At 74.8% G+C, this 12,216-nt stretch carries 15 protein-coding genes; 9 read left to right on the top strand and 6 right to left on the bottom strand.

All coding sequences use genetic code 11. The features are described 5' to 3' along the window. Window positions 1-32 precede the first annotated feature (32 nt). A complete protein-coding gene (locus tag ACH4J0_RS00875; protein ID WP_396235525.1) occupies window positions 33-1,349 on the top strand; it encodes a sensor histidine kinase in 1,317 nt (438 codons plus the stop codon). Next, window positions 1,346-2,029 carry a response regulator gene (locus ACH4J0_RS00870; RefSeq protein WP_396235524.1) on the top strand — a complete coding sequence of 228 codons (684 nt, stop codon included), beginning with the start codon at window positions 1,346-1,348 and terminating at the stop codon, window positions 2,027-2,029. Before ACH4J0_RS00875 ends, ACH4J0_RS00870 begins: the two co-directional genes overlap by 4 nt. Window positions 2,030-2,184: 155 nt before the next feature. Here ACH4J0_RS00870 and ACH4J0_RS00865 read toward each other — a convergent pair whose 3' ends face one another. Then, complete coding sequence (locus ACH4J0_RS00865; RefSeq protein WP_396235523.1) at window positions 2,185-2,514, bottom strand: hypothetical protein; 330 nt, start codon at window positions 2,512-2,514, stop codon at window positions 2,185-2,187. Window positions 2,515-2,758: 244 nt separating this feature from the next. Here ACH4J0_RS00865 and ACH4J0_RS00860 point away from each other — a divergent pair, with 244 nt between their 5' ends. Next, window positions 2,759-3,394, top strand: coding sequence for a TetR-like C-terminal domain-containing protein (locus ACH4J0_RS00860; RefSeq protein WP_396235522.1), 636 nt, complete (start codon window positions 2,759-2,761; stop codon window positions 3,392-3,394). A 3-nt stretch (window positions 3,395-3,397) separates the two neighbouring features. Here the strand turns inward: ACH4J0_RS00860 and ACH4J0_RS00855 are convergent, their stop codons facing one another. The 3 genes from ACH4J0_RS00855 to ACH4J0_RS00845 all read right to left on the bottom strand — a co-directional run bounded on the left by ACH4J0_RS00855 (window position 3,398) and on the right by ACH4J0_RS00845 (window position 6,813). After that, window positions 3,398-4,762, bottom strand: coding sequence for an FAD-dependent oxidoreductase (locus ACH4J0_RS00855; protein WP_396235521.1), 1,365 nt, complete (start codon window positions 4,760-4,762; stop codon window positions 3,398-3,400). Window positions 4,763-4,919: 157 nt separating this feature from the next. Then, window positions 4,920-5,690, bottom strand: a complete 771-nt coding sequence (locus ACH4J0_RS00850; protein WP_396235926.1) for a slipin family protein — start codon at window positions 5,688-5,690, stop codon at window positions 4,920-4,922. Window positions 5,691-5,952: 262 nt separating this feature from the next. Continuing rightward, window positions 5,953-6,813 (bottom strand): NAD(P)H-binding protein, encoded by an 861-nt coding sequence (locus tag ACH4J0_RS00845; protein WP_396235520.1) that lies wholly within the window; start codon window positions 6,811-6,813, stop codon window positions 5,953-5,955. Between the two features lie 238 nt (window positions 6,814-7,051). On the opposite strand from ACH4J0_RS00845, the gene ACH4J0_RS00840 reads away from it, so the two are divergent. The 4 genes from ACH4J0_RS00840 to ACH4J0_RS00825 all read left to right on the top strand — a co-directional run bounded on the left by ACH4J0_RS00840 (window position 7,052) and on the right by ACH4J0_RS00825 (window position 9,278). Beyond that, window positions 7,052-7,708, top strand: a complete 657-nt coding sequence (locus ACH4J0_RS00840) for a pyridoxamine 5'-phosphate oxidase family protein (protein WP_396235519.1) — start codon at window positions 7,052-7,054, stop codon at window positions 7,706-7,708. A 146-nt stretch (window positions 7,709-7,854) separates the two neighbouring features. Next, window positions 7,855-8,487 (top strand): ATP-binding protein, encoded by a 633-nt coding sequence (locus tag ACH4J0_RS00835; RefSeq protein WP_396235518.1) that lies wholly within the window; start codon window positions 7,855-7,857, stop codon window positions 8,485-8,487. Window positions 8,488-8,667: 180 nt separating this feature from the next. Continuing rightward, window positions 8,668-8,910 carry a plasmid mobilization protein gene (locus ACH4J0_RS00830; protein WP_396235517.1) on the top strand — a complete coding sequence of 81 codons (243 nt, stop codon included), beginning with the start codon at window positions 8,668-8,670 and terminating at the stop codon, window positions 8,908-8,910. Further along, the gene (locus ACH4J0_RS00825; protein WP_396235516.1) at window positions 8,907-9,278 is read left to right on the top strand and encodes a fic family toxin-antitoxin system, toxin component; all 372 of its coding nucleotides are present in this window, start codon (window positions 8,907-8,909) and stop codon (window positions 9,276-9,278) included. The genes ACH4J0_RS00830 and ACH4J0_RS00825 overlap by 4 nt, the downstream gene beginning before the upstream one ends. Before the next feature lie 557 nt (window positions 9,279-9,835). On the opposite strand, the gene ACH4J0_RS00820 is transcribed toward ACH4J0_RS00825, so the two are convergent. Beyond that, complete coding sequence (locus ACH4J0_RS00820; RefSeq protein ID WP_396235515.1) at window positions 9,836-10,150, bottom strand: hypothetical protein; 315 nt, start codon at window positions 10,148-10,150, stop codon at window positions 9,836-9,838. Between the two features lie 26 nt (window positions 10,151-10,176). Between ACH4J0_RS00820 and ACH4J0_RS00815 the strand changes: the two genes are divergently transcribed. Further along, window positions 10,177-10,359, top strand: coding sequence for a hypothetical protein (locus ACH4J0_RS00815; protein WP_396235514.1), 183 nt, complete (start codon window positions 10,177-10,179; stop codon window positions 10,357-10,359). 373 nt (window positions 10,360-10,732) lie between these two features. Here the strand turns inward: ACH4J0_RS00815 and ACH4J0_RS00810 are convergent, their stop codons facing one another. Beyond that, window positions 10,733-11,110, bottom strand: coding sequence for a hypothetical protein (locus tag ACH4J0_RS00810; protein WP_396235513.1), 378 nt, complete (start codon window positions 11,108-11,110; stop codon window positions 10,733-10,735). Between the two features lie 296 nt (window positions 11,111-11,406). Between ACH4J0_RS00810 and ACH4J0_RS00805 the strand changes: the two genes are divergently transcribed. Next, a complete protein-coding gene (locus ACH4J0_RS00805; protein ID WP_396235512.1) occupies window positions 11,407-12,186 on the top strand; it encodes a VOC family protein in 780 nt (259 codons plus the stop codon). The last annotated feature ends 30 nt before the right edge of the window (window positions 12,187-12,216 follow it).

Genomic DNA, 12,216 nt, shown 5'->3' with positions numbered 1-12,216 from the left:
CCGCCTTCACGACCGTCAGGGAGACCCCACCGGTGAGCGAGGACCACGCCACCTCCGCCGGCCCGTTCGCGGCCACCGACGCGCTGTCCGGCCACCCGCTGTTCGCCCGGCTGGCCCGGATCGGCCAGCGGCTGCGCGAGGCCGACCGGGCCCACCCCTGGGTGCTGGACGCCGCCGTGGTGGCCGTGGTCTTCCTGGTGTTCTGCCTGCCCGACCTCTTCCCCGGCCACGGCGAGGACGGCCCGCACGAGCACCGGCTCGCCCTGGTCCGCCCGCCGCTGTCCGGCACCCTGGCCTTCCAGGCGGGCCTGGTGCTGCCGCTGCTGTGGCGCCGCCGGAGGCCCACCGAGGCCTTCGCGGCGATCACGGCGGTGTTCGTGCTGCAGTGGTCGCTGGGCGTCGGCCTGCGCGCCGACGCCGCCCTGCTGGTGGCGCTCTACAGCCTGGCCCTGCACGGCCGGCTGCGGCACCTGGCCTGGTCCTGCGCGGTGATGGCCGGTGCGATGGCCCTGGTCGCGGTGGAGGTCTCCGGTGGCGGGCTGCCGGTCGGGGACGCCCTGTTCTTCCTGGTCAGCGCCGCCACCGCGGGCGTCGCCCTGGGCATCGCTGTGCGCATCCGCCGGGCCCAGCTGGCCGGGCTGCGCGAGCGCGCCGCCCGGCTGGAGATCGAGCGCGACCAGCGCAGCCGGCTGGCCGCCGCCACCGAACGCACCCGGGTGGCCCGGGAGATGCACGACATCATCGGCCACAACCTGTCCGTCATCGTGACGCTGGCGGACGGCGGCGCCTACGCCGCCCAGGCCTCCCCCGAGCGCGGCCGGGAGGCGCTGCAGCTGATCGGCGAGACCAGCCGCCAGGCGCTCGGCGAACTGCGCCGGATGCTCGGCGTGCTGCGCGACCAGGCCGACCGGACCGCCGAGTTCAACCCGCAGCCCGGCATCGCCGACCTCGACGGGCTGTGCGCCCGGATCCGCGCCGCCGGCCCCCAGGTGGGGTACACCCTCGGCGGCGACCTGGAGCAGCTGGACCGCGGCGTCCAGCTGATGGCCTACCGGATCGTCCAGGAGGCGCTCACCAACGCCCTCAAGCACGCCGGCCCCGAGACCCGGGCGCACGTGACCCTGACCGCTGACGCCACCCGGCTGCGGGTGCGGGTCCGCGACAGCGGCCCGCCCGACGGCGTCCGCCGACCGGTGCGGCCGGACGGAGAGGGGCACGGCCTGGCCGGGATGCGCGAACGCGCGGCCGTGTACGGCGGCACCGTCACGGCGGGCCCCGGCCCTGGGGCAGGATGGACCGTGGAGGCCGTACTGGACCTCACCCCCGAACCGACAGGCGGCCACCCGTGACCACCGTCCTCATCGTGGACGACCAGCCACTGCAGCGCTACGGCTTCCGGATGCTGCTGGAGAGCCAGCCCGACACCGAGGTGGTCGGCGAGGCCGCCCATGGCGCCGAGGCCGTGCGGCTGGCCGCCGACCTGCGGCCCGACGTCGTCCTGATGGACATCCGGATGCCCGGCATGGACGGCATCGAGGCCACCCGCCGGATCGTCGCCGGTGGCGGACGCTCGCGGATCCTGGTGCTCACCACCTTCGACCTGGACGAGTACGCCCACGCCGCGCTGCGTGCCGGGGCCAGCGGCTTCCTGCTCAAGGACGCGCGCCCGGAGGAACTGCTCTCCGGGATCCGGGCGGTCGCCGAGGGCGACGCGGTGGTGGCCCCGGCCATCACCCGGCGGCTGCTCGACGCCTACGCCCACCACCTGCCGGTCCGCCCGCCCGGCGCGGCGCCGGTGGAGGACCCGCGACTGGAGGCGCTGACCGAGCGCGAGCGGGAGATCCTGGTGGCCATCGCGCAGGGCTGGACCAACAGCGAGATCGCCCAGCGGCTGGTGCTGGCCGAATCGACCGTCAAGACGCACGTGAGCCGGGTGCTGGGGAAGGTCGGCGCCCGGGACCGGGTGCAGGCGGTGATCTTCGCCTACGACCGCGGCCTGACCCGGCCGAACCCGCCGATCGCGGGCTGAGCCGGCGGCCCCGGGCACCGCACGCGTCCGTTCACCTGCCGTCCCCCGTAGGGTTCCCGCGCCGCCGAGCATCGACAAGCCGGCCGGACGTCGACGGCGCCGGCACCCGGGCGCTCCTCCGGGCGCCGGCGCCGGGCCGGCGGGCGGGCAGCCGCTCAGAGGTTCCTCTCCAGCGCCGCCAGGTAGTTGCGCATGAGGTGGTCGCGCACGTCCTCGCCGGTGGGCTCGAATGCGGCGGAGGTCAGGCCCTTGGCGCGGTCGGCGAGGCCGGAGATCAGGCCGCTGGCGCCCTCGTGGACGGTCCCCGCGGAGTCGATGAACCGCAGGGCCTCGGTGTGGGTGAAGGCCGGCTCCGGCGGCAGCTGCGGGACGATGTCGTCGTTGTTGACGAAGCGGTAGCTCCGGCCCTTGAGCGCCTTGTCGTACGCGGCGGTGAGGAGCCGGTCGCAGGTGCGGGGCTGGCCGAAGGTGGTGGGTCCGGCCACGGGGGGCCTGCCTTTCGTCGGGGGGAGGCGGTTCCTCGTTGGTAGCGGAACCGCTCGCCGCCGCCGGGGCGGCAGTGCCCGGGAGTCACCCGAAGGGAGCGGGGGACCGTACGGAGCGACGGCTTCGCGGGCTGTGCGGAGCCGAACGACGCGCGGTCCCTGGGAGGGAACGGGTTCGTTCACTAACATTGGCGGTAGGCCTGGTGTGAACAGGGACAGGGAACCCCCCGGAAGGTGTGCAGCCATGTCCGCTGAAGCCCGAACCGCTGGGGGCGGCACCGAGCGGGCGGCGGTGACGGCCGCCCCGGTCCGGCGGCGCGGCGAGGCGCTGGAGAGCGCCATCCACGGGGCGGTGCTCCAGCAGCTCACCACCGACGGCTACGCGCGGCTCACCATGGAGGGCGTGGCCGCCGCCGCGCAGACCGGCAAGGCCGCCCTCTACCGCCGCTGGTCCTCCAAGGAGGAGCTGGTCATGGACGCGCTGCGGGCCAGCCTGCCCCCGGCCGGACCGGCCCCCGACACCGGCAGCCTGCGCGGGGACCTCCTCGCGGTGGTGACCGGGCTGCGCACCGCGATGGTCAGCGACCTGGGCGCCGCCGTGCGCGCGATCATGAGCGAGATCGACCACCAGCGCGCCCACGCCTTCCTGGAGCTGGTGCTGGAGCGGGTGGTCGAACCCACCACCGCGCTGATCGCCGAGGTGCTCGACCGGGGCACCGCCCGGGGCGAGGTCCGTCCCGGGGCGGTCACCCCGCTGGTCACCGACGCGGTGCCGGCGCTGATGCTGTACCGGATAAAGATGTGCGGCGGGGGAGCCGTCGAACTCGATCCGGCGGCGATCGTCGACGAGGTGCTGCTGCCGATCGTCCGCCGTCCGTAGGTATCAGGCCCCGCTGTTGCGCAGCATGTCCTCACGCTCGACGACCTTGACCCGCTCGCGGTCCTGGGCCCGGCCGAGGGCGCGCTCGTGGGCGTCGAGCCGCTTCCAGCCGTCCCAGGTGGTGTAGCGCACGCCGCGGGCCCGCAGGTGCTCCTCGATCGCCCGGGGGTCGGGTTCGGCGGCACCGGGCAGGCGGCCGCCGGCGTGGTCGTCCAGCAGGCAGGCGACGGTCTCGTTGGCGTCGCCCTTGGTGTGGCCGATCAGGCCGACCGGGCCGCGCTTGATCCAGCCGGTGACGTAGACGGCGGGGATGTGCGAGCCGTCGCCGTCCAGCACGCGGCCCGCCCGGTGCGGGACGGTGCCGGAGACCGGGTCGAAGGGCAGCTTGGGCAGCTCGTCGGAGTAGTAGCCGACGGCCCGGTAGACCGCCTGGACGTCCCAGTCGGTGTGGCGGCCGGTGCCGCGCACGTTGCCGGTGCCGTCCAGTTCGGTCCGCTCGGTGCGCAGGCCGACCACCCGGCCGTCCTCGCCGAGGACCTCGACCGGGGACTCGAAGAAGTGGAGGTACACCCGGTGGGGGCGGTCGCCGACGTCGCGGATCGCCCAGTTCTCGACGGTGGCGGCGACCAGGTCGACGTGCTTGACGGCACGGCGCTCGGCGATCGAGCCCTCGTCGTACTCGATGTCCTCCGGGCTGACGATCACCTCGACGGTGGGCGAGTGGTCGAGCTCGCGCAGCTCCATCGGGCTGAACTTGGCCTGCGCCGGGCCGCGGCGGCCGAAGACGTGCACCTCGACGGCGCGGTTGCGGGCCAGGCCCTCGTACACGTTCGGCGGGATCTCGGTGGGCAGCAGCTCGTCGGCGGTCTTGGCGAGGATCCGGGCCACGTCCAGGGCGACGTTGCCGACGCCGAGGACGGCGACCTTCTCGGCCTCCAGCGGCCAGCTACGGGGCACGTCCGGGTGGCCGTCGTACCAGGAGACGAAGTCGGCGGCGCCGTAGGAGCCGTCCAGGTCGATGCCGGGCAGGTCGAGCGCGCGGTCGGCCGTCGCGCCGGTGGCGAAGACCACGCCGTCGTAGTAGCGGTGCAGGTCGTCCAGGGCGAGGTCGGACGGGTAGTCGACGTTGCCGAAGAGGCGGACCTGGGGCTTGTCCAGCACCTGGTGCAGGGCGGTGACGATGCCCTTGATCCGCGGGTGGTCGGGGGCCACGCCGTAGCGGATCAGGCCGAACGGGGCGGGCATCCGCTCGAACAGGTCGATCGAGACACCGGGTGCCTGCGCGGCGTCGGACTTCAGCAGGGCGTCGGCGGCGTAGATGCCGGCGGGGCCGGCTCCGACGACGGCGACTCGGATCGGGCGGGTCATGCGGGCGGATCCTCCGGTCGGGCGCAGGGAGGTGATTGGTCTGGACCCTTGCAGCCAACCCGCTGTTCGAACGGAGGTGTAGTCGGTGCTGGTCTATGAGGTCATAGAGCAGACCTATGGCCGGCCCGGGAACTTTTCCGGGCCGGCCGGGCGGCCGTCAGCCGTGCTCGGCGTCGCCCGCCTGCGGCGGGACGCTCGGAGCCGCGGCGGCCGCGCCCTCGGTGAGCCGGGCCGTGGAGGCCTCGAAGAAGCGCAACAGCTCCACCGGGAACGGCAGCACCAGCGTCGAGTTCTTCTCCGCCGCGACCTCGACCACCGTCTGCAGCATGCGCAGCTGCATCGCCGCCGGGGTCGCGGCCATCTTGCTCGCCGCCTCGGCGAGCTTGGCGGCGGCCTGGAACTCGCCGTCCGCGGTGATGATACGGGCCCGGCGCTCGCGGTCGGCCTCGGCCTGGCGGGCCATCGAGCGCTTCATCGAGTCGGGCAGGCTGACGTCCTTGATCTCCACCCGGTCGATGTGCACCCCCCAGCCCGCGGCCGGGCTCTCCAGCATGAGCTCCAGGCCCTGGTGCAGGTTCTCCCGCCCGGACAGCAGGTCGTCCAGCTCGCTCTTGCCGATGATCGAGCGCAGCGAGGTCTGGGCCACCTGCAGCATGGCGAAGCCGTAGTTCTGCACGTCCACGGTGGCCTTGATCGGCTCGACCACGCGGAAGTACAGCACCGCGTCGACGCTCACCGAGACGTTGTCCTTGGTGATGCCCTCCTGCGCGGGCACCGGCATGGTGACCACCTGGACGTTCACCTTGCGCATCCGGTCGAGCACCGGCACCAGCACCGTCAGGCCCGGCTCGCGGACCTGCCCGCGCACCCTGCCGAGCCGGAACACCACACCGCGCTCGTACTGCTGCACCACCCGCACGCCGGTCATCAGCCACAGCAGGACGACCACCACGACGACCACGAGTACCGCCACGCCCGTTCTACCTTCTCCCCGTCGCGGCGCAGCCGGGCCGGGTCCGGGGTGGCCCTGTCGCCGGATGCTCGCCGCGCGCAGCACAGTATGCGCCCGGCCGGGCGGGAGGGTAAGGCGTGCGGAGCGGGATGTTGACGCATCGTCGACTGCCCGCGCGCGGAGGCGGGAAGCGGGGGCACGCCGCCCGGGTCGAGTGGCGGCGCGCCCCCGGACCGGATCAGGCGCGGAAGACCTCGGCGTGCTCGGCCGCGAACTCGGCGAAGGTGCGCGGCGGACGGCCGGTCAGCTTCTCCACGTCCGAGCTGACCGCCGAGGCGTGCCCGGCCGCGTACAGCCCGTACAGCTCGACCATGCCCTCGGCCCGCCACGGCTCCCAGCCCATGCCGAGCAGGCCGTCCAGCGCCACCTCGGGAGCGAGCGCGGCGTAAGCGACCAGGTGGCCCGCGGCGGTGGTCAGCTGCTCGGCCAGCTGCCCGTGGGTGAGCGCCGCCGGGCCGGTCAGGGTGTAGACCGCGCCCTCGTGCCCCTCCGTCGCCAGCACCTCGACGGCGGCCGCCGCGACGTCCCGGGCGTCCACGTACGAGACCGCGCCCTCGCCGCCCGGCACGGCCAGGTGGCCGGCCCGGACGGTCGGGGCGGTACCGAGGAAGTTCTGGTAGAAGCCGTTCGGGGCGAGCACCGTCCACGGCAGGCCGGAGGCCTTCAGGTGGTCCAGGCCCGCGATGTGCGCGGCGATGAAGCGCACTCCCTCCGGGCGGTGCTCCACACCGGCGGCCGCGTGCAGCACGATCCGCGGGCGGCGGCCGGTGCGGACGGCCGCGTCGATCACGTTCTTCTCGTGCTGGGCCATCTCCGGGTGCACGGCCACCAGCAGGTAGACCGTGTCGGCTCCGGCGAGGGCGGCGTCCAGCGACGCCTGGTCGGCGAAGTCGGCGGCGACCCGCTCGACCGCCTCGTCCCACTCGGCGGGGCCCTGCGACCCGGCGCGCACCAGCGCCCGTACCGCCTGGCCGCGCTCACGCAGTCCCATGACCACCTTGGACCCGACCGTACCGGTGGCACCCGTCACGACGATCACGGATGTGTCTCCTCGCCCCGTTGACGACCCGGACCTGATTCCGCGTCAGCGGCATGATCGCAGGCGGGTGAAGAGGGAGCAAGGCCGGGGCCCGGGCAGGCCGCGCGGAGGGTGCCGACACGCACGGGGCGCTGCCGTTCCTCGACTTGGCGATGGCCGGACGCTTGGATGGATCGGGCCTGGTCACCGCCCGGACGCCGGTCCGGTGGCCCCGTGGGCGAGCCGAGGAGCCACCACCGTGAACCACACGTCCGATCCCGACCCCGCCGCCGTGGCCCGCCGGGTCGCCGAACGGCGCGAGCGACTCGGCCTCAGCGAGGAGGACCTGGCCCACCGGGCGGCGATGGCGCCGCGCTACCTGGGCCACCTGCTCCAGGCCGGTCCCGTCTTCGACCCCGGCGGGTTCGTCCGGATCGCCGCCGCACTCGGCGCGACCCGGGACGAACTCCTGGAGGACGGCCCCGACGCCCCGCCCGGCCGCGGCGGGCCCGGCCCGCGGCCCCGGCTGCTCCGCCTGACCGACGCCGAGTGCTGGGAGCTGGTCGGCTCGCACGGGATCGGCCGGATCGCCCTGCCGGTGCGTCCCGGTCCGGCGGTGCGTCCCGTCAACTACGTGGTCGACCGGGCCTCCTTCGCCTACCGCACCGGCGACCGCGCCGGCACCGCCCCGGAGGAGGGGGCGGAGGTGTCCCTCGAAGTCGACCGCATCGACGAGTTCCAGGGTCGCGGCTGGACGGTGCTCGTCGTCGGGCCGGCGCAGTACGTGGACGACCCGGAGGAACGGCGCCGCCTCGACGGACTGCCCGGCGCGGCCCCGTGGGCGGGCGGCGACCGGCCGCGCTGGGTGCGGATCCGGCCCGCGGAGATCAGCGGCCGCCGGCTGGTCACCGGCTGAGGACGCCGACTCCTGCGGCGCGGCGGGTGCCGCACGCCACCGGCCCGGTCGCCCGGGCCCGGGGAGGCCTCAAGTCCGTTACTCATCCGACAGGTTGGGGACGGATGCGCGTGGGCGGCGGGTCACCGCTCGGGCATACTCGTCGGATGGACGCAACCGCCAGGGCTGCCTGGACCAACACCACCCACGACTGGGCCGCCGCCGTGGACACCGAGCACCTCGCCCGGATCCGCGCGGGCGCCGCGGAGTTCGCGCCGGGCGGGGTGGAGCACCTCGTGCTGGAGGTGCTCGCCCACCCCGGCGACGAGGCGGCGGCACGCGGCGCGGGCCGGTGCGTCGTCACCCTGCACGCCGACGGCTCGGTCTCCGTCCGGGACGACGGGCGGGGCACCGACACCCGGGTCGACGAGCGCGGCGAGGTGGTCAAGAAGCCGGTCATGGCCACCAGGGACCTGCGCTTCTTCGACCGGCCCGAGGCGGAGCGGCTCCCGGACGGGCACCCGCGCCGGGGCATGTCGGTGGTCGCTGCGCTCAGCACCTGGCTGGTGCACACCAACCGCCGGCTCAACGGCGCCTGGACCCAGCGCTACGAGCACGGCCTCCCCGTCACCGGCCTCGACCCGGTCGAGCCCGACGGCACCACCGGTACCTGCGTGACCTTCCGACCCGACCCGTCGTTGCTTCCGTCCAGCCCGTTGGACGCGGACCGGCTGACCCGGTGGGCGAGGCACTGGCCCGCCCTGGAGGTCCGCGTCGAGGTCGCCGGACGGACTCCGTAACGCGGCGAGGAGGAGCGGGTGCGGCCCTGGTGGGCCGGCGTCCTGGACGGCGTGCGCACCCCGTGCCCGCCCCGCGGCCCGATCCGCTGGGGCACACGGTGGCGGATGGCGGGGCGAGGACGGCCCCGCTGTTCCGAGGCCACCTTGTAGCGGGCGCTACCGGCCGCTACGCTCGCCGCCATGAAGCAGCTGAACGTCCGCCTGGACGACGCCGTGCACGAGGCGCTGGAGCGGCGAGCGGAGGCCGCCGGGCTGAGCCTGCCGGACTACGCGCGCAAGGTGCTGGCGGAGGAGGCGGACGAGCGTCGCGAGCGGTTCCTGACCGCCGCCGCCCACTTCGCCCAGGCCTGGGGCCCCGCGTTCGAGGCGGAGTTCGGCCCGTACCCGGCCACCGGCCGCGACGCCGCGGCGGACGCCGCGTGATCCTGCGGATCGACCGGACCTGGCTGCTCGACATCGCCCACCAGTTCCTGCCCGCAGACCCGGACGTCGCCGACTACGGGACCCTCGCCGCCGCCGTGGCCCGGCACGCCGACGCGGTCATGGACGTCCCCGTCTACGAGGCCGTGCATCAGCGCGCGGCCGCGCTGATGCACCAGCTGATCCGCGTTCCGGCCCTGCGGTCGGCCAACGAGCACTTCGCCGCCGTGGTCGCCGCCTCCTACCTCAGCGCCTCCGGCGTCATCGTCACCGCCGGACCCCGACAGGCCGTCGAGCTCGCCGCCCGCATCCGCGCGGGCCGGGCGGACGTCCGGGAGACCGCGGCCACGATCCGCGCCTGGTACCGCTGAGCCCGCATCCGCCGGCCCGCCGCGCACGGGAAGTCGGACCGGCCGCCTTCCCGTGCAACGGCCGACCGTGCTCGGCCGGTTCGGCGCCGGGTCTCCACGAGGTGGAGGCCGAGGAAGCTGCCGAGGAGCACCGGCCCCGGCCCCGACGGATCGGGGCGTCGAGACGGGCGCGGGTGTCCGGACCGATGCCGTAGCGCTCCCGGCCTTCCTCGGCGAGTGCGGGCACTGCCCGCGGTGTTCCCGGCCGAGGTCCACAGCTCGCCGTCGCGCACGAAGACCGGGTCGGGGTCGACGGTGACCCGGGGGTACCCGCTCGGCGAGCTGGTTTCTGCGGTCCGGTCAGGTCGAGGACCTGGAAGTCGGGGAAGACGGCGAAGACGATGCGCGGGCCGCTCACCCCTCCAGGCCGGCCCCACGCCCCGATGGCGGCAAGGACACGGAGGTGACGATATCCGCCACACCGCCCCGGCCGGACCGGGGCCGGGTCTGCCGTGGGTCCTCGGAAGCCCGGTCGTGATCGCGGGCGGCCCCGGGGCCGGTACCCGGGACATCTCCGCTCAACGCACCCGCTCCAGGGCCCGGTTCAGGTTGTACGCGGCGGTGCCCGCCATCGCCGCCCGGTCCGGGAAGCCCCCGTCCAGCAGCCGCAGCGGCCCCGCCGTCAGCGAGAGCCGCTGCGCCGGCAGGTAGGGGGCGAGCCGGTCCTCGTCCAACCCGGCCGCCGCCAACGGCCGGTAGGCCTCGTGCAGGCGGATCCGCAGGAACACGTGCTCCCACTCCACGTCGAAGTACATCGAGCCCTCGACGTCGATCACCACGGGCTGCCCGGCCGCGTCCACCCGCACATGGTCGGGCCCCGACTCGCCGTGCACGAGGGCGTACTCCGCCCGCGGCCGCCGTGCTGCTCTGGACGGACAGGACCGAGGAACTCGACCGGCGGTTCCGCGCCGCGACCGTCGACGACGACGGCGTCGCCCTCGAAGGGTTCCACCGGATCCCGCCGCCCGAACTGTGGTGGTGGCGACGCCACCCGCGTGTGCTCGTCGGGGACCTGGGCCGCGCGCTGCGCCCGTCGGTCTGACCGCTACCGAGGGACCACCGATCAAGTCTCCGGCACCGAGGCCGGCGTCTGCGGATCCCGTCGTCCCGGTGACGTCGCCCCTCGCGCGCTGACCGGCCCGGAGCCGGTGCCCGGGAGCAGGTGGCGGCGATCGCGGCGGCCCTGGGGCGGGAGGTGCCAGTCGGGGAGATCGGCCGGGAGGAGGCCCACCGGCAGCTGCTGCGCGTCCGTGACACGGTGGCCACGGTCGGTTCGTCGACGTCCATGGCCGCTCCTCGGTCTCGTCCGCTGTCGTGACACGAACCTATGTGAGCGGGGTGCTTGACGGGCAGGCGGGCTGCCGGTCCCGATGATCAGGGCCCGGGCGCCCGGGAGTCCCAACGGCAGCCCGGTGTCACTCATCGCCGTCCGGGAGCGCGGCCGGCCGGGGGCGGGCGGCGAGCGACCGGCCCACCTCGCGGACCAGGGTGGCGACGCCGTCCGGTTCGAGGCCGTGCACCGCCGTCGCCCGCAGTTCGATCGAGCTGCCGTCCGCGCGGGTCACCCGGACCACCGTCTCGCCGGCCCGCCGCCGGATCCAGGCGATCAGCGCGCTGGTTAGTCCGGACACGGCGCCACCCGTACCGACCGCGACGGTGAGCACGTCGGCCATGGTGCCCAGCGAGCCGGGCTGCGGCGGTGCGGCCTCCAGCTCGACGCGCCCGCGCAGCTCGTCCTCGGCCTGCAGCCAGGCCAGCAGGGAGGCGGTGGCGCCGCGGTCGGCGTCGGTCACACGGATTCGGAGCGGTTGGTCCACGGTCCCCCCAGGAGTCAACGGAGCAAGCTGTGTTGACTCAGCGTCACGCCAAGGAGTGGTCGCGGTCAAACGCCGTGGTCGGCGGCCCGGACGGACCGCCCGGCGCATCCCGCTGGGCCGAACGGGCGACGGGGAGCGGCCGTCCGGGGGCCTCGTGGCAGCCCCCGTGGCAGCCCCCCGTGGCGCGGCTGCGACGACGGCGTGTCGGGTGGCGGATCCCCGGGTGGGACGGGAGGGTGACTGGCGGGGGACCACAGGAGGGAAGAGCGAGCATGCCCGAAGTCACCACCCCGTACGTGACCGGCACCCCGTGCTGGACCGACCTGATGGCGCAGGACCAGCAGGCCGCGCTGGACTTCTACCGCGACCTGTTCGGCTGGCAGGGGCAGATCGGCCCGGCCGAGTTCGGCGGGTACGCCGTCTGTCGGCTCAACGGCAAGGCGGCGGCCGGCATCGGCCCGGCGATGGCCCCCGATGGCATGCCGGAGTCGCCCACCGTGTGGACCAGCTACCTGGCCACCACCGACGCCCGGGCCACCCAGGAAGCGATCGTCTCGGCCGGCGGCACCCTGCTGGTGCCGGTGATGGACGTCGGCGGCCTCGGCCGGATGCTGGTCGCCGCCGACCCCCAGGGCGCGGTGTTCGGTGTCTGGCAGGCGGTGGACTTCCACGGTGCCGGTGTGGTCAACGAACCCGGCGCGCTGATCTGGAACGAACTCCACACCGACGACATCGGGGCCGCCACCGCCTTCTACGGCGAGGCCTTCGGCATCGAGGTGGTGCCGGTGGAGGGCGACGGCCACTACTGGGAGCTGAAGGTCGGCGGTCGTGCCGTCGGCGGCGCCTCGCTGCTCGACAACGACCCGCCCGGCACTCCCGCGCACTGGCTGTGCTACTTCGCGGTCGACGACGTGGACTCCGCCGCCGACGCCGTGGTGAAGCACAACGGCACCCTCCTCGTGGCGCCCTTCGACATGGCGGCCGGCCGGATGGCGGTGGTCGCCGACCCCCAGGGCGCCCCCTTCGCGATGATCAAGATCGGCCCGAGGTAGCAGCGCCGCCGCGTCGGCCGAACACCGAGC

Source organism: Kitasatospora sp. NPDC017646 (assembly GCF_044329365.1).
GTDB lineage: Bacteria > Actinomycetota > Actinomycetes > Streptomycetales > Streptomycetaceae > Kitasatospora.
Note: the sequence above shows the minus strand (reverse complement) of the source record. Positions and strands in the feature narration are given on the sequence as shown.